This window comes from Mucilaginibacter sp. P4_D1, from assembly GCF_056401935.1.
Genome location: NZ_JBFUIJ010000069.1, coordinates 1 through 22,397 on the forward strand (window position 1 = coordinate 1; position 22,397 = coordinate 22,397).

The 22,397-nt window shown below is 43.7% G+C and carries 21 protein-coding genes; 9 read left to right on the forward strand and 12 right to left on the reverse strand.

What is annotated here, in order from left to right; translation table 11 throughout:
- Positions 1-1,687: RHS repeat-associated core domain-containing protein (locus tag AC1DV1_RS29430; RefSeq protein WP_477367697.1), on the forward strand; the 1,687-nt coding region annotated here is incomplete at its 5' end.
- Between the two features lie 6 nt (positions 1,688-1,693).
- Positions 1,694-2,401 carry a DUF4262 domain-containing protein gene (locus AC1DV1_RS29435; protein ID WP_477367700.1) on the forward strand — a complete coding sequence of 236 codons (708 nt, stop codon included), beginning with the start codon at positions 1,694-1,696 and terminating at the stop codon, positions 2,399-2,401.
- A 148-nt stretch (positions 2,402-2,549) separates the two neighbouring features.
- On the opposite strand, the gene AC1DV1_RS29440 is transcribed toward AC1DV1_RS29435, so the two are convergent.
- The 7 genes from AC1DV1_RS29440 to AC1DV1_RS29470 all read right to left on the reverse strand — a co-directional run bounded on the left by AC1DV1_RS29440 (position 2,550) and on the right by AC1DV1_RS29470 (position 6,217).
- Complete coding sequence (locus tag AC1DV1_RS29440) at positions 2,550-2,744, reverse strand: hypothetical protein (RefSeq protein WP_477367703.1); 195 nt, start codon at positions 2,742-2,744, stop codon at positions 2,550-2,552.
- A gap of 193 nt (positions 2,745-2,937) precedes the next feature.
- Positions 2,938-3,063: a hypothetical protein gene (locus AC1DV1_RS29445; protein ID WP_477367706.1), complete on the reverse strand. Its 126-nt coding sequence runs from the start codon at positions 3,061-3,063 to the stop codon at positions 2,938-2,940.
- Between the two features lie 27 nt (positions 3,064-3,090).
- On the reverse strand, positions 3,091-4,134 hold the full coding sequence (locus tag AC1DV1_RS29450) for an alpha/beta fold hydrolase (protein WP_477367709.1): 1,044 nt from the start codon (positions 4,132-4,134) through the stop codon (positions 3,091-3,093).
- A 70-nt stretch (positions 4,135-4,204) separates the two neighbouring features.
- Positions 4,205-4,663, reverse strand: a complete 459-nt coding sequence (locus tag AC1DV1_RS29455) for an organic hydroperoxide resistance protein (protein WP_477367713.1) — start codon at positions 4,661-4,663, stop codon at positions 4,205-4,207.
- 127 nt (positions 4,664-4,790) lie between these two features.
- Positions 4,791-5,159, reverse strand: a complete 369-nt coding sequence (locus AC1DV1_RS29460) for a DoxX family protein (protein ID WP_477367717.1) — start codon at positions 5,157-5,159, stop codon at positions 4,791-4,793.
- Positions 5,160-5,258: 99 nt separating this feature from the next.
- On the reverse strand, positions 5,259-5,429 hold the full coding sequence (locus tag AC1DV1_RS29465) for a hypothetical protein (RefSeq protein WP_477367720.1): 171 nt from the start codon (positions 5,427-5,429) through the stop codon (positions 5,259-5,261).
- 5 nt (positions 5,430-5,434) lie between these two features.
- Positions 5,435-6,217: a DUF1223 domain-containing protein gene (locus AC1DV1_RS29470; protein WP_477367723.1), complete on the reverse strand. Its 783-nt coding sequence runs from the start codon at positions 6,215-6,217 to the stop codon at positions 5,435-5,437.
- 120 nt (positions 6,218-6,337) lie between these two features.
- On the opposite strand from AC1DV1_RS29470, the gene AC1DV1_RS29475 reads away from it, so the two are divergent.
- From AC1DV1_RS29475 to AC1DV1_RS29485, 3 genes are all read left to right on the forward strand, one after another.
- Positions 6,338-6,535, forward strand: a complete 198-nt coding sequence (locus AC1DV1_RS29475) for a hypothetical protein (protein ID WP_477367726.1) — start codon at positions 6,338-6,340, stop codon at positions 6,533-6,535.
- A gap of 88 nt (positions 6,536-6,623) precedes the next feature.
- A complete protein-coding gene (locus tag AC1DV1_RS29480) occupies positions 6,624-7,628 on the forward strand; it encodes a sensor histidine kinase (RefSeq protein WP_477367729.1) in 1,005 nt (334 codons plus the stop codon).
- The gene (locus AC1DV1_RS29485) at positions 7,625-8,386 is read left to right on the forward strand and encodes a LytR/AlgR family response regulator transcription factor (RefSeq protein ID WP_477367732.1); all 762 of its coding nucleotides are present in this window, start codon (positions 7,625-7,627) and stop codon (positions 8,384-8,386) included. The genes AC1DV1_RS29480 and AC1DV1_RS29485 overlap by 4 nt, the downstream gene beginning before the upstream one ends.
- Positions 8,387-8,705: 319 nt before the next feature.
- Here AC1DV1_RS29485 and AC1DV1_RS29490 read toward each other — a convergent pair whose 3' ends face one another.
- Positions 8,706-9,872 carry an alpha/beta hydrolase-fold protein gene (locus tag AC1DV1_RS29490; protein WP_477367734.1) on the reverse strand — a complete coding sequence of 389 codons (1,167 nt, stop codon included), beginning with the start codon at positions 9,870-9,872 and terminating at the stop codon, positions 8,706-8,708.
- A gap of 125 nt (positions 9,873-9,997) precedes the next feature.
- Complete coding sequence (locus AC1DV1_RS29495; RefSeq protein ID WP_477367737.1) at positions 9,998-12,193, reverse strand: glycoside hydrolase family 43 protein; 2,196 nt, start codon at positions 12,191-12,193, stop codon at positions 9,998-10,000.
- 595 nt (positions 12,194-12,788) lie between these two features.
- Between AC1DV1_RS29495 and AC1DV1_RS29500 the strand changes: the two genes are divergently transcribed.
- The 3 genes from AC1DV1_RS29500 to AC1DV1_RS29510 all read left to right on the forward strand — a co-directional run bounded on the left by AC1DV1_RS29500 (position 12,789) and on the right by AC1DV1_RS29510 (position 17,379).
- Positions 12,789-13,349 carry a helix-turn-helix domain-containing protein gene (locus tag AC1DV1_RS29500; protein ID WP_477367740.1) on the forward strand — a complete coding sequence of 187 codons (561 nt, stop codon included), beginning with the start codon at positions 12,789-12,791 and terminating at the stop codon, positions 13,347-13,349.
- A gap of 126 nt (positions 13,350-13,475) precedes the next feature.
- Positions 13,476-15,359, forward strand: a complete 1,884-nt coding sequence (locus AC1DV1_RS29505) for an ice-binding family protein (protein WP_477367743.1) — start codon at positions 13,476-13,478, stop codon at positions 15,357-15,359.
- Between the two features lie 82 nt (positions 15,360-15,441).
- Positions 15,442-17,379, forward strand: coding sequence for an OmpA family protein (locus AC1DV1_RS29510; RefSeq protein WP_477367746.1), 1,938 nt, complete (start codon positions 15,442-15,444; stop codon positions 17,377-17,379).
- 70 nt (positions 17,380-17,449) lie between these two features.
- Here AC1DV1_RS29510 and AC1DV1_RS29515 read toward each other — a convergent pair whose 3' ends face one another.
- The 3 genes from AC1DV1_RS29515 to ahcY all read right to left on the reverse strand — a co-directional run bounded on the left by AC1DV1_RS29515 (position 17,450) and on the right by ahcY (position 21,992).
- Complete coding sequence (locus tag AC1DV1_RS29515) at positions 17,450-19,927, reverse strand: alpha-L-rhamnosidase-related protein (RefSeq protein ID WP_477367749.1); 2,478 nt, start codon at positions 19,925-19,927, stop codon at positions 17,450-17,452.
- 217 nt (positions 19,928-20,144) lie between these two features.
- Entirely contained in the window at positions 20,145-20,510 is a 366-nt protein-coding gene (locus AC1DV1_RS29520; RefSeq protein WP_477367752.1) for a DUF4844 domain-containing protein, read from the reverse strand.
- A gap of 165 nt (positions 20,511-20,675) precedes the next feature.
- Positions 20,676-21,992 carry an adenosylhomocysteinase gene (gene ahcY / locus AC1DV1_RS29525; protein WP_477367755.1) on the reverse strand — a complete coding sequence of 439 codons (1,317 nt, stop codon included), beginning with the start codon at positions 21,990-21,992 and terminating at the stop codon, positions 20,676-20,678.
- Between the two features lie 270 nt (positions 21,993-22,262).
- Here ahcY and AC1DV1_RS29530 point away from each other — a divergent pair.
- Positions 22,263-22,397, forward strand: a 135-nt coding sequence (locus AC1DV1_RS29530; RefSeq protein ID WP_477357647.1) for a DUF4372 domain-containing protein, incomplete at its 3' end; no start/stop codon positions are given.

The window sequence follows — 22,397 nt, forward strand, 5'->3', positions numbered from 1 at the left end:
GGTTTCGCAGAGCGTTTATAATGAAATAGGGCAGCTGAAGCAAAAAGGACTACACTCGATTAACGGCACCAGCTTTTTGCAAAACGTAAACTATAGATACAATGCCAGAGGTTGGCTTACCAATATCAATAATGGAAGCCTGACCAACGACCCCCTGACCAGTACCGACCTGAACGACCAGTTCGGCATGGATTTAAAGTATGACGATGCGGCAACGCCTCAGTATAATGGCAACATCGGCAGTGTGAAGACCCTGACCGGGGCATTATCGGGGGCCACCCTGCCTGCGCTCACCTATAACTATACTTACGATAAGCTGAACAGGCTAACGGATGCGATATCGACCACTTCGGCAGCAAACGACGGTTTTTACAGTGAAACCCTGGTATATGACAATATGGGCAATATCCAGACGCTGAAACGTTATGACAAAAACGGAGCAGCAGCGCAATTGATAGACAACCTGAATTATATCTATGTAAGTGGTAATAAGGTTGACAGGATTGATGATGCCGGTACCACAGCAGGGTTTAACAATGCGGTAAGCCAGGCGGGCGAGTACACTTATGACGGCAATGGCAGCCAGCTTACCGACCTGAACCGTGGGCTTACGCAGGCGTATAATATGCTGAATCTGCCGCAAACGGTAACCAAATCAGGGATATCAATAGCCTATATTTATGATGCCACAGGCCGAAAACTCAGGAAACTATCAACGAATAGCGGCATAACCACTGTTACAGAATACATCGCTGGCATCCAGTATCAATATTCTACCGCAACCCCGGTGCTTGATTTTATCTCGACAGAAGAAGGCCGGGCGCGGAAAAGCGGATCCGTATACAAGTACGAGTATGATTTAAAGGATCATTTGGGTGATACCAGGATTACCACAACCTGGAACGCATCAGACGCTACCCAGATGACGCCGCTGAACTCGCAACGGAGCGATTATTATGCTTTTGGGTATGCCATACAAAGTTTACAAGGTACTACGCCAAGTCCAAAAAATCAGTACCTTTATAATCATAAGGAGTTACAGGAGGAAACGGGACTTTACGATTACGGCGCAAGGTTCTATGATCCGGTGATTGGGAGGTGGACGAGTGTGGATCCGTTGGCGGATCATCCCGATCAAATTAATAAGTCGCCTTTTGCCTATGCTTGGAATAATCCAATTAACGCGACTGATCCTGATGGGAAGTTTGTATTTTTGATACCGCTTGCTATATGGGCTGTAGAATCGGGCGTGGTTTATTTTGCTGCCGCTGCCGTGGTAACGACAGTTGTTGTTCATCATGCAACTTCAGCAAGATATTCTTCGCAGAGCGCCAGTAGCGAGCCATCTACTTCCTCGACTCCTAATAGCAGCCCAAAAACTGATTCTAATAAGTCTAAAACTAACCCAGAATCTAATACAACAGAAAGAGGTACAGCAGGAAAACTTGAAAAATCTCCAACTGGCAAAGGAACAGTCCCTCCTTCACAAAGAGCGAAACAAAGAGTTCCTTCAGGCAAAGAAAAAGCAAAAGAAAGAGAAGATAATGACAATAAGTGCGCTAATTGTGGTAATGAAACAAAAGCAGAAGATACAAGGTCACATCATTATCCAGATAGACATGCAGATGGCGGCACCAAAACAGTTCCTGTTTGCATAGGTTGTCATACATATTTACACAGTAATTAACGAATAATGACAAATACGGAATTTTTAGACCTCATAAGAAAAAATATTGAAAAAAATGGCTATCATGTTACGTTAGTCAATGGTGGGCAAAATCCAAATTTTTCTTATTCAATAGGATTATCCGAAAGGTTCGGTTTTGAATTGATTATTGCAGGAGGATTTAAATCTATAAAGGAGAATGAATTTATATTTGAACATATATATCAAAAACTACAATCTGGATCTACAGTTAATTCTCAGTTTTCATTATCTGACAACGACGTTTCTTATTTAGCTACTGTAGATTCATCTTGGTGTAAAAAATTGATGTTAGGGGTTTATGATTATTATAGTGTAGATGAAATTGTGGCTTATCAAATTATTCCTATAGAAAGAACATTGGACACACCACTAATGTCAGATGTATTGATTACAAATGACCCTGTTTGGAAATGGCTATATATGGATTGGAATATTGATGCGCCTAAAAATTCTTATGTAATAACTGATCTTAATGCTTTAAAAGGCAAAACAATAACCGAAGTGGCTAAATGGGAAGACCATGTATGGGAAATGTTTTCAGGGCCGGGGCCAGATGTAGAAAAAGAGGATATAAGGATAGTACCATTAGGAACAATCTTAGGAATTGACGGTACGTTAAAGCCAATTTTAAATTTGATAGTCGGTCAAGGTCTGTGGCGAGATAATAAAGATTCAAGCTGGCAAGATTGGTAATCCAGATTATCCTCTCAGTTGTCCGTAGTCTAACGCTGTTCGAATGTCTCTGACTTCGAACGGCTATGCATGTAGTTTATAGCTACAGTTGGATTAGAAAAAGTAATGTTGTAAAATAAACAGAGCCTGGCCGTGATGCCGGGCTTTGTTATTTATAAGCCAATCTTGTTTTGGCATGTTGAATAAGGCCGTCAATAGAATACATGATGTGGCTTTTATCCTCATCAGGGAGTTTTTTATTAGAAACGACTTTGTCCAGGATGGATTGATCAAGTTCTACATCCGTTTTGCCTACCAGGTAATCAAGCGAAACACCTAAAACGTCAGCAATCTTTGCAGCCATTTCCCTCCAAGCTGGCGCACGCGTGTCGCGTGTGCCTCGCTGATAGGTATACGCTATGCAAAGCCAATTTCAAATCGCAAGCTGGCCTCCAGCTACCGCAAGCGTTGTTGCTGCCGCAAGGTCCAGACTTGTGGCCCGCTGATAGGTAAACGCCATGCAAAGTAATGCATGTGCAACACCCGGATGTTTAATTTCATCCGGTGTTTTTGCATACCCGCAGCTCGCGTAAAGGATAGAAACGGATACCGGCCTCGCGCCTAATGCCTGTGTAGTATGAACGGATAGCCTGGCGCCCCCATTTTATCGGGGCGTACGCCATGATATTAAGTTAAAAGTCAAGTCAGCCTCAATAACCATCAACCTCAACAATGGCATCTGCAAAAGCCTGCGGGGCCTCCTGGGGCAGATTATGGCCCGCGCCTTTGATAATGCGATGCGTATGTTTCCCCGAGAATTTTTTGGCATATGAGGCACCATCAGTGGCAGGGGCAACACCGTCAGAGTCGCCATCCAATGTAATGGCGGGTACGGTAATAACCGGGCTTTGGGCAAGCAGCTTTTCAATATCATTATATCGCGCCTCGCCATCGGCAAGGCTTAAACGCCAGCGGTAGTTATGTATTACAATGTTCACATAGTCGGGGTTGCTGAAAGATACGGCTGTGCGCTCAAAAGTGGCATCATCAAAGTCCCACTTAGGCGAAACGTTTTTCCAGATGAGTTTGTTAAAATCGTGCCTGTTGGCCTGGTAACCGGCGTGGCCGCGTTCGGTAGCAAAATAATACTGATACCACCATCCCCATTCGGCTTTTGGCGGCAATGGCAACTTGTTACGTTCAAGGTTATTAATGAGGTACCCATTTACCGATACAATGGCCTTGCAGCGGTTGGGCCAAAGGGCAGCAATGATGCCTGCAGTGCGTGCTCCCCAATCGTACCCGCCAAATATCGCCTTACTAATATGCAGTGCATCCATTAAAGCAATAATATCCAAAGCCACGGCCGCCTGTTGCCCGTTACGGAATGTTGTAGCCGACAGGAAGCGCGTTGTACCATGGCCGCGCAGGTGCGGTACAATAACCCGGTAACCTTTTGCTGCCAGCAGCGGGGCAACATCTGCAAAACTATGGATATCATAAGGCCAGCCATGCAGCAAAATCACCACAGGGCCATTGGCCGGGCCAGCTTCGGCATATCCAACGTTTAATAGTCCTGCGTCAATTTGTTTTATTGTGCCAAATGAGGCACCGGCCTGTTTAGCTTTATTGGTCGCATGCGCAGGGCTGGCTTTTGCATTTGCAGAACCAAGCATAGCAAGCGGGCCGGCAGCAAGCGAAATAGCGGCAGCACTTAAAAAGCGGCGGCGATCAAATTTGAGATTTTGCGACATATTATTAATTGTTATCCTTTCGCTGCCCGGGCCCGCGTTTAACGGCGACCCAGGCAGTGAAACGGTGTTATTAGATTAAGTTAATTTGCACGTTGATATTGCCCCTGGTAAGTTTAGAGTACGGGCATGTTTGGTGTGCGGCATCTACCAGTGCCCGGGCAACTTCTGTTGATAAACCTGGCAGGCTTACGTTAAGGCGGGCCTGTAAAAAGTACGCGCCATCGGTGTTACATAAGTCAACTTCGGCATCAACAGCTACATCGGCGGGGATTCTGACTTTCATTTGGCCGGCAGCAATTTTCATGGCGCCGATAAAACAAGCCGACCAGCCTGCAGCAAACAACTGCTCAGGATTGGTACCAATTGCTTCGCTGCCCGGGATAGACAGTTTAATATTGAGATTACCATCGGCGCTCCTTGACGAGCCTCCATCGCGGCCACCTGTGGTATGGGTTTTACCGGTGTATAATACGTTTTGAGATACTGCTGCGGTGGTTGTTGCTGAACCGCTTGCTTGATTATTTTCCATTGTTTTATTTTTAAAATTGTTTTTTTGTTGAGTCAAAAGTACCCCCACTTTGATTTTTTAACGACCATTAAACAGGGAGGTGGACAGATTTGGCTTTGAGTTAGTCATTTTAAAAGCCGGGATGGTCTCAGTTTCCGGCTACGATTAGCTGCGTTTTATGTGAATTAAGCTTGCGGAACTGTATGTAAGTAATAATGATAACCACAAAGGCTGTCGCTGATTTAATAAGATCGGCGTTGTTACTGATGGCGTACCCCGATGCAAACGCAAAGATGACATCGAAAACAAGGCCTGCGAAAACCCAGTCTTTAAGCCCCCGTAACTTATGGGGTACAAGGAGCACGGTTATGCCAAGAATTTTCGAGATCCCTAACAGGGTAATAAAATATGGGGGATAACCCATTTTTAATGTTTTGGTATAAGTGAGCGGATTTTTGGTAATCTCGAAATAGCCGCTTGCTAAAAAAGCAGTGACAACAGTACAACCCCTACCCAATAAATAATTTTTGATGTTTTTGATGTGCTTAAATTGTTCATGATATTGTTGTTTGATTTGATGAAATTGTTCGCTTATGAATTTATGGCCTGATGCCCTTTAAGCCGGCTGCGGCTGGCTGGTATCCTTTTTCTTTTTTATAGTGATGCTCACCATTTGACAATCCTGCGGATTCCGTTCAAAAGGAGCACCTGCCAATAATGATAAAGACAGCAGCGACACCAACCCCGCAATCAGCCTGTTTTGTTTGTATTTGCCGGGCTTGTTCATGATGCTTATTTGAGGTCGGCTTTTGAGGCCGCTAAAATTTCGCCGCTGTTTTGATTTTGCACCAGGCATAGCACTTCCCAGCTTTGCGCGCTAAAATTTTCAGGCAAGTCAATAGTGGTGCTGCCTGCGCCGTTGTTGCTTAGCTGCTCTGTTTGTATTTTGCGTACTATTTGAATGTGCGATAGTACGCGGCCTGCATTTTCGCCACGTTCTACCTTATTTTGGGCGTTCTTTTGTACAAGGGCAACCAATATATTGCTGCCATCAGGCGCCCCTGTAGTTTGGTATTGCAGTTTCAGTTTACTGCCGTCCTGTTGCGCCCGGAGTATAACTGTGGCCGCCGGGTTGGTTGCCAGTCCATCGGCAATGGCACTATTAAGTGCAGCCTCATCCGACCCTACATGTTCGGCTTTGCCGTTTACGATAACCTGTGGCGTATAAATTTGTGTACCGCCAAGCCATTGCCCATATTGCCGTTGCCTGGCCGAAAAACCAGCGTTGCTGAAAATATCTTTCCAGCCCAGACGGTTCCAATAGTCAACGTGATAGACCAGCAGATAAACCGCTTTACCCTGTGTTTCCTGTTGTATTTTCACCAGTAACTCATCGGCCGGCGGGCAGCTTGAGCAACCTTCGGAGGTAAATAACTCCAATACAACAAAACCTTTTCCGCCTGCTTTTGCTATATCTTTTTTTGCGGGTATTTTGCCGCCACCCATCAGGGCGTAAACCGACAGGGCACTGATGATAAAGCCCATAATTAGTGCTAAAACTTTTAATGATTTCATGATACTTGTTATTTTTTATGCAAACCTATCCTCAAACCGCGCCGCCCTTTAGTTAAAACCAGCCGGATTAGGCATAATTCCGGGCGAGTTGGTTAAATAGAACGCCGAACCAGCCAGCCGATGGATTTACGGTCCAAGCCATCAAAACCTTTGTTAGCAGCAAGGCTTTACAAAGCGCTGAAAAGGACGACAGCAGGTGCAATAAAGGCATTGCTTTTGCATGCCTGCGCGGGGTGGCAAAATGCCTATGCCGCGTACAATATTGGCTATTTGGGCTATTTTGCATGCGGCATCAATGTGCATTATATTTTACCTTAGCGGGATGATGCGCTTGCTTACAGGGAGTATAGCATATCGCTTCATAAAAGAGCTGTATATGTTAAAGTGCTACATTTAGTTTGCCAACATGAATAAAACAACATTTAAAATATCTAACAAAATAATCTGGTTAAGCTCGTTTTTCCTGGGCGTGCTTACTTCGGTTCCTAAAATTGCCGAGCATCATTTTAACCCTTACGAGGCGCTTGTAGATTCAACGGTAACTTTTCTGTTTGCGGTTTTTATATGGTATTATAATATTGTTACGCTGCCGGCATACACCTCGCGCGATGTTGCCAACGGGTTTTCGGTACTGCGTTTGGTTAAAGGCTTGTTTTGGGGGATAGCGGTAATGTTTATTTTAGCTTGTATACAACAGTTTTTACTCTCGCGACTCAATTTTGGCCCGGTAATGCTCATGTTCGAGGTAAGGGGTATCCTGGTGAACATTATGTTTTATATGTTTTTAAACATGGCCTACCAAAGCTATCAAAACCAGCAGGTGGGTATCGAACTGGAGCGTACCAAATCAGACAACCTGGGTGCACAATATGAATTACTTAAGCAGCAGGTAAACCCACACTTTTTATTTAACAGTTTGAATACGTTAAAATATATGGTGGAGAGCAACGATGAGCATTCGGTAGATTTTATTTTGAAGCTTTCGAATTTTTACCGCTTTACCCTCGAAAGCCGCAAGCTCGACCTAATAAAACTTGCCGATGAACTGGAAATACTTGATGCTTACGTGTTTTTATTAAAAGCCCGGTTTGAAGATGGCATCCATCTTTCGGTTAATATCAATCCCGATTACTATCAATCACTTATCCCTCCTTTTACCTTGCAGCTCCTGGTAGAAAACTGTATAAAGCACAATGTAGTATCGGTAACACGCCCCCTGCAAATCCGCCTGTATTCAGCAGATAGCTATATTGCTGTTGAAAACGAGGTTCAGCTTAAAAGAACACCCGAAGCCTCGACGGGCATGGGGCTCGAAAACATCAACCAGCGTTATATTCACCTGCTTAATAAAACCATTAGTATTGAAGCCAGCGAAACTTTATTCACTATCAAACTTCCGGTCATCTCATGAATATTATCATCATTGAAGACGAGCTTAAAGCGGCAAAATCACTTGCCGATCTTATTTTAAAACTAAGGCCTGCGGCCAATATCGTGGCAAAATTGCAAAGTATTGAAAGCGCAATAGATTATCTTACCCAAACAGCACAGCCCGATCTTATCTTTATGGATATCCAATTATCTGATGGCCTGTGCTTTGAGATATTTAAATCGGTTAAAATAAACTGCCCTGTTGTTTTTTGCACCGCCTACGGCGAATATGCCATGGATGCCATAAAGGCAAATGGTATTGATTATTTATTAAAACCCTTTTCAAAAGACGAGCTGCAGGAAGCGTTTGAAAAGGTTGATAATTTAAAAAACTTTTTTCAGCAGCATGCCCAGCCCAATCTGGATATACTATTAAAAAGGATTGGTATTGATGAGGGGAAAAAGAGTTTCCTGGTTTTTAAAAACAATAAATACAGCACCATACAAACCGAACAGATAGCCTTTATTTATATCCGTAATGATACGCCAACCATCATGACGTTTCAGCAGCAGGAGTACGCCATCACCCAATCGTTAGACCAGGTGCAGGAGTTACTTTCGGCTAAACAATTTTTCAGGCTCAACAGACAATACCTCATCAACTTTACCGCAGTTAAAGAGGTAGAGCACTATTTTTCGAGGAAACTTTTTGTGAAACTTGTAATACCCAGCCCGGATAAGCTGCTGATAGGCAAAGAAAAAACAAGCGGCTTTTTAAGCTGGCTTGAAAACAGGTAGCCGCCAGATTTGAGGCAATAAGCTTTGTAGCAAAAGGTTCCGCTTATGATTGGCCACTAATTATGGGAAGGCGTAGATGACTCAAACCTTCCCACTTCTAATTAATCTTACGTAGCTAAATATGCTGAAATTTAGCTACGTAAAATTAATATTCCATTTGCTGGTTGTACCAAAAGCGCGCAATACTGTGTAAAATACATGTGCATGCATAAGAGATAACTACACATGTGGAATTGCCCTTAAAGCACAGCGTACACCCATAACTCGGGCCAGAATGCCCCCTATATTCAAATGGTTTAAAAGCGGCGTTATAGTTCCGCTACAGGCTTTTCAGTTTGTCTTCGATATTCGTAGCGGCTGGGTTTAGCTCAATTGCTTTTTTATAACAGGCAGTCGCTTTTTGTTTCTGTCCTTTTTTTGCATAAGCATCTCCCAGACTGCCAAATGCCTTATAGGAAGAAGGAAAATTGACGGTGTTCATTTCAAACAGGCTTATAGCGTTATCTAATGTTTCGCCATTCTTCATTAAATAAGAGGCCCAATCATTAATATTTACCTCATTTGGTAAAATAGTGTAGCCATATCGTAATGACAGCTCATGGTAATGTTTCATAATGACGGCGGAATTAACCATTTTAGGATCAAGCGGGGGCAGATTCCATTCCAGGTATATAAAACGCAACGCATCATAATAAGCCTTTACTGGTTCTGTCATATGTATATCGTCTGGATAATAGACATATTTATGGCTTAAACCTTTAATTTGATTTCTTACGATAAGCGAATCAAATTTTAGCAGGTTGATATGAAATGTGCTTTTATCCGCAACACCCTCACTGGCATCACTGTAAAAAAGAATTTTATTATAAGTTGATCCCTTTTTCAGCTTTTCATCTGCCAGTTTTAATAAATACTCCCGGTCCCACCAAAAAGAAGGGCTTACAGCAACAAAGGCATTAAACATATCCGGCTTGTTCAGTAAACAATTGATAGCCGCGATTCCTCCAAAGGAGTGCCCCGCCAATATTTTAAAAGGCTGGGTTTTGTAATGTAAATCGACATAAGGCATCAATTCATCCCCGATAAATTGCAGAAACTTGTTGTTACCTCCGCTTGGTTTCAGCCACGATGTAAAACTGGTATCAGGTTTTCCATAATAATCGATAATACTATGTGTTGGTGTAAGGTCCCTTGTTCGGTTGGTATTGGGTATGCCCACAACAATCATTTCGGGAATCACATTTACGTCCCAGCGGCTAAGGTACCTGCAAAGTTCGGCTATCATACTAAAATGGCTCTCGCCATCCATTAAATACAATACCGGGTAACGTTTTGCAGGATTTGTAGAATCCGCAGGCGGAACATAGATATAAACCTTACGATCTTCGTTAAGAATTTTAGAAGTGATTTTTACATTATCAGCAGTTAAAGGTTTAATATCACCATTGTTTTGAGCGTGCAGAAACAATGGTGATATTAAAAACAATAGTGTAATGGTTTCCGCTCGGAATCGATGCTTTAAAGCCTTGTAAATCATAATTAAATGTATTTATTTCTGCCCAGGAAAAAAAGTCACAGATCTGCAATAACCTCACACCAACAGAAGCGCATCTACTTGTCCATTACAACAGGCTTTATACCTTTATGAGTAGGGATTACCTCCTTTATACTGCCATCATTATTGAACTCCAGCTTGTCTATACAAACTTCGCGGTTGTAACCGGCGGCATCGCCCATGGTAATACCTTTGGGATAATTAAAACGGTGGTATACAATATACCATTCATCGCGGCCGGGGATCTGTATAACCGAATTATGCCCGGTTCCGTAAATGCCTTCTTTAGCATTTTTGGCAATTACCACATTGTTTGCCGGCACCGTTATTGGCCCAAGGGGCGAATTGGATGTTCCATAATGCACGGTGTAATCGGGGCTACGCGTATCATTTTGCGACCACATAAAATAATAGATGCCTTTCCGGTAAGCTACATAAGTACCTTCGTTATAATGCTTGTCGGGTGTTAATATTTTTGTGGTACCGGTTTTTAATGAGATCATATCGTCATTCAACTCGGCGCAGGCCATGTAACCGTTGCCCCAGTACAAATAACTTTTGCCTGTTTGCGGGTCGGTAAAAACATCGGCATCTATTTGCTGGCCGCCTTTTACACCTGCGGGCAAACTATCAAGGAGTGGTTTACCCGAATCAACAAACGGACCAGCCGGGTCATTTGCCACAGCTACGCCAATTTTTTGCGCGGCAGCAAAATAGTAGAAATATTTATAGCCGCCGTTTATCTTTTTTTCGATAATGCAGGGCGCCCAGGCATTCCGTTTTGCCCAGCTTACATCTTTGGGTAAATCAAGTATCACACCCTCATCTTTCCAGTTAACCAGGTTAGCCGATGAAAAGGCTTTAAAATAGTTGCCGCTCCAGCCGTCAAAACCATCGCTGGTTGGGTACAAATAAAACTTGCCCGTTTTTTCGGCATACAATATCTCCGGGTCGGCATAGTAACCTTCAATTACGGGGTTGTGGTTTTCCTGTACTTGTACGCTATACGTTTCAGGTTTTTTTCCATTGATGGTCACTCTATATTTTACCGGGCCTTTGGTAAAGTTTTGCGCCGCAGTGGGTATTACTGCAATGCCGGGCAATGCGTTGAACGCCGGATTAAATGCCTTTAAACCGGTGCCGGGCAATACCGGCAGCGTAAGGGTGTGAGTGGCAGAATCTAGCACAATGTTAATCTTTTTCACCTGGCCCGAACGGGGCGACAGCATCACATCATCTGTGCTTGCCCATTTGGCGGTTAAGCGGGCAGCTTCCCGCGCTGTTATGGGCATAACCGTACCGTGTCGTGGGTGAAAATTCATGGTTACCTCGTTATCAATAGCAGTAAAATGTTCCAGGTCGGTAGTGCGGGTAAACTGGTATTTACCTTCGGTATACCTGTCATACATCAGTATATAGGTATTGCTATTATTCAGCTTAAAAGTACCGGCGCCTTCTACCGGCGATTTGGTTTGCTGTATATATTTATCTATCAACACATAACCTTCGGTCAGTTTATCCGATACGGCAATTTTAATTCCTGCCCCCGAACCTTCTGTTTTAAAAAACAGGTGATATTTACCGTCTTTATAAACAATATCCCCATCGATACAGGCTCCGTTGTCGGGTTTGAAAAATAGTTGTTTGGGCAAGGTTTCCAATCCCGAAAAATCTTTGTTGGCATAGGCGTAATAAATTTTGTCGGGCCCGTTGCCAAAGCGCATCGACCAATATATCATGTACTTGTTCAGCTTAGGGTCGTAAATAGTTTGGGGGGCCCACACCCGGTTCACACCTTCAAACTCCTTAAATACCTGCGGCACAACAACCGTGTGCGATGTCCAGTTAATTAAATCGGTCGATTGCATCAGTACCATAGCCGTATCCGGGCCCCATCCGTACTGTTCGGTATTCATATCCGTAGCCACCATATAAAATGTTTTCCCGTCGGCCCCTCTCAGGATATGCGGATCGCGCACTCCCCCGGTTGTACTTATTACCGCCGAACTTAAAACAGGCAGGTTGTTGTTAAGGGCCCGGTAATGATAACCATCGGTACTTAAGGCAAAGCGGATAGCTTCGCCTTTTTTGCCGCCCGTAAAGTAGGTAAACAAATACGCCGAATACGCATCGGCTTTAGCGGCCTTTTTAGCCGGCTGGTTGCCGGCTGACTGAGCAACAACACCCGACACATGTCCAAGTATTGTTAAAAATACAATTAAAAAAAGCCGCGTGCATTTCAGGGTGTTCATACGTAATAAGTCTTTTCTTTAAAAATATACAGGTTATAATGGTGTTTAGTATCAGACAGGGACAATTTGCACGCCCTGTGAATCCGATGTCAATATTAATTTAAAAGTGTCAAAAACACAATTATTTTGTTGATTTTATTTTCGGGAGCGCCACGATTATTTGACGGTAATCAATCTGTAATTCAAACTGCCATGTGGCAAACCAATACCCCAGTAAAATTGCCGTTATAAACATTTAAAGATATCGCGATGAGTTTTGATTAAAACCTGATGCCGATTGATACTATATGGTTTTAGTGGACGTACAAATACAGTTTTTCTGTGCACCACCTGCAAGTGTAAAAAAGCCCAATTTTTCGTTAAACAACTAAAAAAATCCTGTATTGTACTCATTATTGCCATAAAATTACAACCTCCGGTTTTACCAATCGCGCCCACTATCAAATTTAATCACCATTGTTCGACGCTGGTATTAGTGCCTTTTTCGTATCCGGCGGGCACTATCTATTTAAAATATTTAGCGATGGTTTTATTAAAACAGCGTTTAAACGGTAAAAAACTTATGGGGGCACTTGTTTTGTAATACAGAGGCACAATGAATCTCTTTATAAAAAACATGGTGAGCAGCCGCTGCAAAATTATCGTCGAATTCGAATTGCGAAGGGCAGGGCTAAAATGTACTTCTGTTGACCAGGGACGAGTAATTGTTACAGGGGATGTGGTAACGGCTCAAATTCAACAAGCGGGCATCGCTTTATTAAAATACGGCCTGGTATTAATGGATAACAAAAAAAACATCCTGGTTGAAAAAATAAAGCAGGTAGTTACCGATTTGATTTTTCATTCAGAAATTCCGTTAAAAACCAATTTCTCCGATTACCTGAGTACCAAGCTTAACCGTGATTACACTTACCTGGCCAATACATTCTCGGAAGTACAGGGCATCACTATCGAACAGTTTATCATCATGAATAAAATTCAACTGGTAAAACAGTTGATATGGCAGGACGAGTTAAGCCTTACCGAAATTTCGTGGAAACTCCATTATAGCAGTGTAGCGCACCTATCTGCCCAGTTTAAAAAAGTTACCGGCCTAACGCCATCGCAGTTTAAACATTTTGATTTTCAAAACCAAAGCAGCTTTGCTAATGTGTGAATTATATAACTTATTCAAAAAGTTATATAACATGCCTGCTGCAAAGTTGCCATAAGTTTGTACCATCCTGCAATCTGACCCAATAGGACCCCGGGACTTTACAATTTATCTTTCAATAATATATTCATGAAAAAACTATTTACTATGCCAGTGGAAGTCATCTGCATGCCTCAGCGCAGCGGTTATTCCAAAACTTTCGGCGCAATCTTGTCGCTGCTTTTACTCCTTACTATTTTAACCCCAGGGTGTAAAAAAGATAATTATAAGGGCGAAATCAAGGGCGACTGCCCGGTTGTGGTTTCAACCGACCCAACTGATAAAGCTGTTGACATTGTTTTAAGCAAAGCAATATCGGTAACTTTTAACACCAGCATGGCACCCTCAACAATTACCAACAAAACATTTATAATACAACAGGGCGCTACTGTTATTGCAGGTACTATAACAAACGCCACCAATGGCACCGTATTTACTTTTACGCCAACCCAGCCCCTGCTGCCTTTTGCTATTTATACGGGCACTATAAAGGCAGCAGTAACCGACACTTTGCGTACCGCAATGGTGAGCGATTACACCTGGACGTTTACCACCATTCCGCAGGTTACGCTAACAGCAACCCCTACCCTTGGCGGTGTTACCGATGGTGAAGGCACCTTTGCACAGGCATCTGCCGTAACCGTTAGTGCAACACCCAATACAGGTTACATATTTACCAACTGGACGGATAATGGTGTTATTGTTTCAACCAGTTCCAGCTACCAGTTTACCATGGCGGGGAACAAGGCTTTGGTGGCCAACTTTAAATTGATACCGGCATCGCAATTTGCGGTAGTGCTTACCTCTAGCCCGGCTATTGGCGGTACAACCAGCGGATCTGGTGCATACAACGCCGGCACCACGGTAACCGTAACTGCCGATCCTAATAACGGCTTTACCTTTGTAAACTGGACTGATAATGGCAACGTAGCCTCTACAAGTTCAAGTTACCAGTTTGTGCTTGCAGCCAACCGGAAATTAGTAGCCAACTTTAAAGCCATACCTGCATCGCAATTTGCACTGGTATTGACATCAAGCCCGGCAGCAGGCGGCTCAACAACCGGGTCAGGCGCATACACAGCAGGTTCATCTGCAAATGCAACGGCAACGGCAAACCCCGGCTATACCTTTACCTCGTGGAGCGGCGATGCAACAGGCACCAATAACCCGCTAACCGTTGTTATGAGTGCTAACAAACACGTAACGGCCAACTTTACGCTCAACGTAATCATTATACCTCCACTTTTGGGCGACGCTGCAAAATTTGGCGCTTTCGGCGGCAATGCAGGCGTAACCAACCAGGGCTTAAACACGGTAATCAATAACGGAGCCATAGGCACAACCGCCGCATCAACCCTGGTTACCGGTTTCCATGATGGCCTGACAGCCGATATTTATACCGAAACACCGTTAAATAAGGGTAACGTAAAAGGCGGCATATTTACAGCGCCACCAGCACCAGGAACAGCCACATCATTTGCAGTTGCCACACAGGGATTGCTTGACGCCACCATTGCCTACAATAGTATATCCCCGGCCTCGAAACCAGGTGGTATAGACCCCGGCGCAGGCGAATTAGGTGGTTTAACTTTAGCGCCCGGCGTATATAAAGCCGCAAGCGGTACCTTCAAAGTAACCAATGGCGACCTAACACTGGATGCCAAAGGCGATCCGAACGCAGTATGGATATTCCAGACAGCTGCGGGCCTTACCGTAGGTACAGCAGGTCCGGCTGGTGCCAGGAGTGTTATCATGAAAAATGGCGGCCTCGCTAAAAACGTTTACTGGTATGTAGGCAGCTCGGCTGTAATTAACGGCGCGGGTGGCGGTATCATGACGGGTACTATCATATCCAGTGCAGGCATCACCTTCTCAACAGCCGGCAACGCGGTACAAACGGTATTAAATGGCAGGGCTATATCCCTGGTAGCTTCGGTTACTATGGTAAATACCACTGTTAACGTACCACAATAAGCTAACATCAGTATCAACAGTATTCAATCCCTTTTTAGGGATTGAATACTATCTATCAACAAAATATTTAAAGAAACATCTCATGTTACCAATCAATAAAACAATTAAAACAACCATCATCTGCTGTTTGGTTGTTATGGCCGGCATAACGGTTAAAGCACAAACCACTACTGTACCAACCTGGTGGTTTGGTGTATCCGGCGCTGCCAATTTTAACTTTTACGATGGCACCACCCAGCGGCTAAACAATTCATTAATAGCGCCTACTGCTTTTCATAAGGGCCATGATGTACGCCCTTATGGGTCTATTTTGATGGAATACCGCCCGGCAAGTGTGTTGGGTGTTATGCTTAACGTAGCTTATGATGGCCGCGGCGGTAAATTTAAAGATGTAGTGGCCCCCTGTAATTGCCCGGCTACTTTAGAAACCAACACCAGCTATATTGCTGTTGAACCAAGCCTGCGTTTAACGGTGCCTTCAACCGGCTTGTACTTTTTTGCCGGCCCAAGGGTTGCCTTTAATATCAGTAAAGATTTTGAGTATACCCAGCTTAGGCAACCTAATACAAATGGCCAGTTAAGCGCAATGCACAAAACCCTCATCTCGGGCCAGGTTGGTGCCGGTTACGATATTATGGTTTCGCCCGCAAGCAGCACTACCAAGGTAAGCATCTCGCCATTCGTTTCTTTTCATCCTTATTTTGGGCAGGAGCCGCGCAGTATCGAAAGCTGGTCGGTTACCACGTTACGCGCCGGTATAGCGCTTAAATTTGGTAAAGCTTCAAAAATTGCCCCTAAAGCAACAACAAGCGTACCCGCACCTATGCATGAATTTGTTTTTACAGTAACTGCACCAACAGCAGTACCTTTAAAACGCCAGGTGAGCGAAACACTGCCTTTGCGTAATTCGGTATTTTTTGATGAAGGATCAGCCCAGATACCGGCCAGGTATATTACACTTTCAACAGACCAGGCAATTACTTTCAAGGAACAGCAACTGCAAAACGAGCAGGCCGATAACATGGCCGGCCGATCGGCAAGGCAGCTGAATGTTTACCACAACATCCTGAATATTTTGGGCGATCGACTAAGATCAAACCCAGGCGCTGTAATTATGCTAACCGGTGCATCGGCCCAAGGCCCTGCAGATGGTAAAGAACTGGCTCAAGCTGTTAAACAATACCTGGTTACCCAATATGCTGTTGATGCATCAAGAATAACCATTGCCGGCCGTAACAGGCCGCTTATTCCGTCAGAACAACCAGGCGGCACTAAAGAATTGGTATTGTTGCGCGCTGGCGATCGCCGTGTAGACATTACCAGCACTTCGCCCGAATTATTGACCGAGGTAGGCGGCGATATGATGAAGCCTGTTCAGATAAACGCCACACAAGCCAACCCGCTTGATAGCCAGGTAATTTTAAATATCGATAGTGCCAAACAGTTGCTTAAATCATGGTCGGTAGATGTTACCGATGATAAAGGTGCCGTTCAGCATTTCGGACCATTTATTGATGACCAGGCCAGCATTCCGGGTACAACTATTTTAGGCAGCAACCCTTCGGGAGACTACAAGATTGTAATGACGGGCGAAACCCGCGCCGGTATACCTGTAAGGAAAGAAAGCACTGTGCATTTGATACGCCAGGACGAAACACCAACCAAAGGCTTACGCTATAGCATCCTGTATGATTTTGACAGATCGAACGCTATTGTATCATATGATAAGTTTTTAACCGATGTTGTATCGGCTTCAATTGCTGATGGATCAACAGTTATTATCCATGGCCATACCGATAACATAGGCGAAGAAGACCATAACATGAAATTATCCAAAGCCCGCGCACTGGATGTGCAACACACATTGGAGCAGGCCTTAACTAAAGCCGGCAAAACCAATGTAAAATTCGAAACCATAGGATTTGGCGAAGATGCGGGCAACGCACCTTTTGAAAATAATTTAGTTGAAGAGCGGTTTTACAACCGAACTGTTATTATAGATATTATCCCTGTTAAATAACAATAAGCGATATAAATGAAAAAAGCAGCGGGGGGAATTCCGCTGCTTTTTTTGCGTTAAAGATGTCTTATTAATTCACCTTACTAAGCATCATATCTTCATTAGCCGCGGCGGATTTATAGGCTATCTTTAATTCACCGTTTACATCACTTTTTAAAACCTCGGCCTGTTTCCCGTTAACTTCAAGTTTATAACCGGTATTCGGGTTTAATTGATGTAAAACATAGGTAACTGGTTTGGCTGCCTGCTGATGCCATTCCATTTTATCGCCATCCCAGTTTTTTATATCGATGCTTAAATTACCTGCCGAAGCTGCATTCAAAGCAACAGCCGGGCTGCCGCCATTAAAGTATGATAACTGGGTGCTGGTACTATTAAAACCGAAGCTTCGCTTGGCGGTTACCTTAAATTTTCCGTCGGCAACGGCATAGTTATCATTGTCGAGGTTTATGGTTAGCTTTTTATCCCTGAACTTGTAATTCAAAACGGTGCCGGCAAGTTCGGGCGTGATATGCGGATTGAGGTAAAAACGATTGTACAAAGGATTGATACCATAAATGGCCTGGTACAAGCCCACTATGGCCAGGCTGTTACCCGACAGGATATCGTCGCCAAGGCCATCTTGCTTTATCCTGCCATAACGCTGAAAGGCCAACCCATCTTTACCATATTGTTCCAGCACGTTGCGCACATATTTAAGGGCAAGGGCTGGTTTATATTCGGCATAAGCTTTTACGGCTATGGAGCCCCAAGATAAAAACAAGTCGCCATTTTCATAACTTGGGAAAGGATATTGTGAATCCTTAGCCTCACCCGGCAGGTATGTTGTCATACATAACGGCCAAAAGAAAAGCTTTTCCTGCTGCATTTGTGTTTCAATATTATCCAGTATGGTTTGCTTGCGGGCATCGTTATCGCAAATATCATAGGCAATGGCCATAAAATTTACAGGCGTTACCATGTTGCGGCCATGCACACTTTTATCCTTATCAATCCAATAAGCATAACAGCCTTTTTCCTGGTCCCAAAAACCACCTTCGGTAGTAGGCTTGTTAAAGCTTTCTTTTAGTTTAGCTGCAAAGTTTTTATAGTAAGTTGCTTTGGCTTGGTTATGTAGTTGTTGCTCAATATCGGCCCATTTTACCAGCGCGTGGTAAAGCTTGGCGTTTACAAAAGCGTTTTCGTACGATGCCCAAACAATATCAATCCAATCGCTGCTACGTTTTTGAGCACGGTTGTCGTTCATCATTTCAACCAGCCCGTTGTTGTTATCGTCGCGTTTCAGTATCCAGTCTAAAACCTTTTCGCAGGATAGCTGGTGCCCCTTAACCCAGGTTTTATCGCCCGTCATATCATACAGCTCGGCAATGTTGGTCACCAGGTCCGGGTTCGAGTCCATAAGGGTGCCCCATTGGGCCTCGTAAAAGCCGTCGCTGTTAAACTGGTTGGGGCCGGCATCCTCATTGTTATAAGCCCAGCGCGAAAATACCCTGCCATCGGGTTTTATGGCGTGATCGCGGTAATAGTCAAGGCAGGTTTCATCGCCCTTTAAATACTTCTCATCGTTTATAGCCAGGCCAAGCTGCGCTATATATTGCTCGTGCAGGCAAATGGGGCCATACGGCGTAGCCCAGCTGTTGCCGCCAAAATGCAGCGAATCAATTACCCCTATGCGGGCAATGGTATTCAGTACCGCCCCAACTTTGGCGCCATCAACACCATTAAATTTACCCCGGCCATACTTTTCGTCAAAATTAAAATAGCTAAGGGTAATGCTTTGGCTACTTGCCCCAGCCGCAAGGCTAAATGGCGCCCAAACATCGGTGCGTCCTCTTAAAAACCTGCGCCTTTGAGTATCGCTATCCTGCTTTAACTCCATTTGCTTATTGCTTACACTTATGGTGTAGGCCAGTTTGTCATCGGCAGTACGGCTATATTTCATGGCCACGTTTTTGCCCGGAGCAGCCGCGGTAATATTTAAACCGTTGCCGGTTTTACTGTTCCAAAAATCAGATGAACGGGTGTGTACGCCGTAGGTACACAGTTTTTCGTTAAAAAGGTAAAACCAGGCCAGCCCGCCGTAGCCCTGGTAGGCGCCTTCCCATATATTTATATTATCAAAATTAAATACAGGCGCGGCAGATTCATTTACCTGTAATGGCTTGTTTGAACTTCGTTCAATTGTCCACCTGATGACTTTGTCGTTAATGGTAAAAATCCAGTTTTCGGTTATGGTAAAGCTTTTATCGCCATAACTGATGTTGGTCAGCTTGCAAACATTGCCGGTTTTTACCAATACCGGCGTTTTTTTTAAATGCAGGGATGAATACGTTATGCCATTTATATTCACCGATGTAAATACACCATCGGCACTGCTTATTACTTTTTGCCCATTAACCACCAGCGAGGTGATACTTGCCTTGTCGCTATAATTGAGCACCATGGTCATTTTGGGATTGCCGATTTTTATTTCGGTTGCTAATGCGGCCGTTGACCAAAAAGCAACGACGAGAAAAATTAAATTGATTTGGATTTTTTTGAATTGCATGATATCAGATTGATGAGTGTTGGCGTTATGTCATCAAAATTAGCATATAAGTTTCAGGATGGAAATTTAATATACAGGTGGCGTGACGAAGGCAAAATAAGATCGTTAGCAGGTGCCGCGCTCAAACAAAAAAGGCACAGTCCTAAAACCATGCCTTTTATATCAATGCAAACATCTTACAGCTTTCGCATTTAACTTTTCACCCGAAAAACCCTCTTTACTCCGCTGGGTTGAAGCCGTAAAGCCATGTATTCAGTAAACCATTGGAGCTTTCAAGATTTACACAGTCCATGATATCTTCAAAGTAGGTGCATACCATTTCATGATCTTCAGTATCCATATATCCAATTTCAGCATCAAACCTGGCGATGCCAGCTGCTATGTTGTTGTAAAATTTGATTTCAGTAGGGCTACTGTTAACCGTGGTTATAAAATCAGCAGCTACCTGGTTTATCAAAACGTTAAATTGTGGTTTTAGTTCTGGGTCGGCAAGTCCGATAAAAATGGTATCAGGATCGCCATCAAATTTAGATTGTTTGATAAAATTATTGAGTAACTCTATAGCGTTAGGATGAATATTCATGGGTGATTTAGATGTATGACCGAAAATAATGAAAATGACCAAGAGCAACAACAATTTTCCACCGCACGCTGGGAATAAATCCGGCAAGGCTCGTCGAAACGCAAAAAAGGCACAGTCCTAAAACCATGCCTTTTCAATTTTGACTTTTGAATTTTTAATTTTGACTTAGTAGCGGTAGTATTCCGGTTTAAACGGACCATCAACTGTTACGCCAATGTAATCGGCCTGGTCCTGGTCTAAAACTTCCAGCTCAACACCAATTTTGGCAAGGTGTAAGCGGGCAACTTTTTCGTCAAGGTGTTTGGGTAAAGTGTAAACTTCGTTTTTGTAAGCAGCACCGTTGGTCCAAAGCTCTAATTGAGCCAAAGTTTGGTTGGTGAACGAGTTACTCATTACAAAGCTTGGGTGGCCTGTTGCGCAACCTAAGTTTACCAAACGACCTTCTGCTAAAACGATAACATCGCTGCCATCAATGGTATATTTATCAACCTGTGGTTTAATTTCGATTTTGGTGTTGCCATAAGCGCCGTTTAACCAGGCCATGTCAATCTCATTATCAAAGTGACCAATGTTACAAACAATAGCTTTATCTTTCAACGCGCGGAAGTGCTCTTCGCGAACGATGTTTTTGTTACCTGTGGCGGTAACAACAATATCAGCCTCTTTAATAGCAGTACCCAATTTTTTAACCTCGAAACCTTCCATGGCTGCCTGTAATGCGCAGATAGGGTCAATTTCGGTAACAATAACACGTACACCCGAGTTACGCAATGAATCTGCCGAACCTTTACCTACGTCGCCATAACCGCAAACAACAGCTACTTTACTGGCCATCATTACATCAGTTGCACGGCGGATGGCGTCAACTAATGATTCGCGGCAGCCATATTTGTTATCAAATTTCGATTTGGTAACCGAGTCATTAACGTTAATTGCAGGCATTGGTAATGTACCGGCTTTCATACGCTCGTATAAACGGTGAACACCTGTAGTGGTTTCTTCAGATAAACCTTTGATATCAGCAATCAGTTCAGGGAAACGATCTAAAACCATGTTTGTTAAATCGCCGCCATCGTCCAATATCATGTTTAATGGTTTGCGGTCTTCGCCAAACCACAGGGTTTGCTCAATACACCAGTCAAACTCTTCGCCGTTCATACCTTTCCAGGCGTAAACAGAAGTACCGGCAGCAGCAATAGCAGCGGCGGCATGATCCTGGGTTGAGAATATATTACATGACGACCAGGTAACTTCGGCGCCAAGCTCAATTAAAGTTTCAATTAAAACGGCGGTTTGGATGGTCATGTGCAGGCAGCCGGCAATACGGGCGCCTTTTAAAGGCTGGCTGGGGCCATACTCCTGGCGCAAAGCCATCAGGCCCGGCATTTCGGCCTCGGCCAGTTCAATCTCCTTGCGGCCCCATTCGGCCAGTGAAAGGTCTTTTACCTTGTATTTAACAAAAGTAGTTTCTACTGATGACATATCGTTTTCAATTTTGTGCAGCAAATTTAAATCATATCCCGGTTAAAATGAAATAGGCAGCAACGTAAGGGGTTATTTGTTGCCATAGGGCAAGTTGGCAGTGAGGGAACTGGCTCTAAAATTTAGCCGATTGATCTTCCTCAGGCTTATTTTGTCTTGATTCCTGATTCTTAACTCACTGTTGTCCGGTAAACATATTAAAGAAAAAAACAGGGGCAAATAGCCCCTGTAAAGTTTAACTTTGAATTACCACACCCAAAGTTTGAACTTATGCCCAAAAGTACATTTTTTACCGGACAGCCGATCTTCAATCAGCTACTTTCTTATATCCCGGGCGCTAAAGTCGAACAGTTAACCCTTGCGCACAATTCCAATCATTATTGTAAGAAGTTTAAGACATATGAC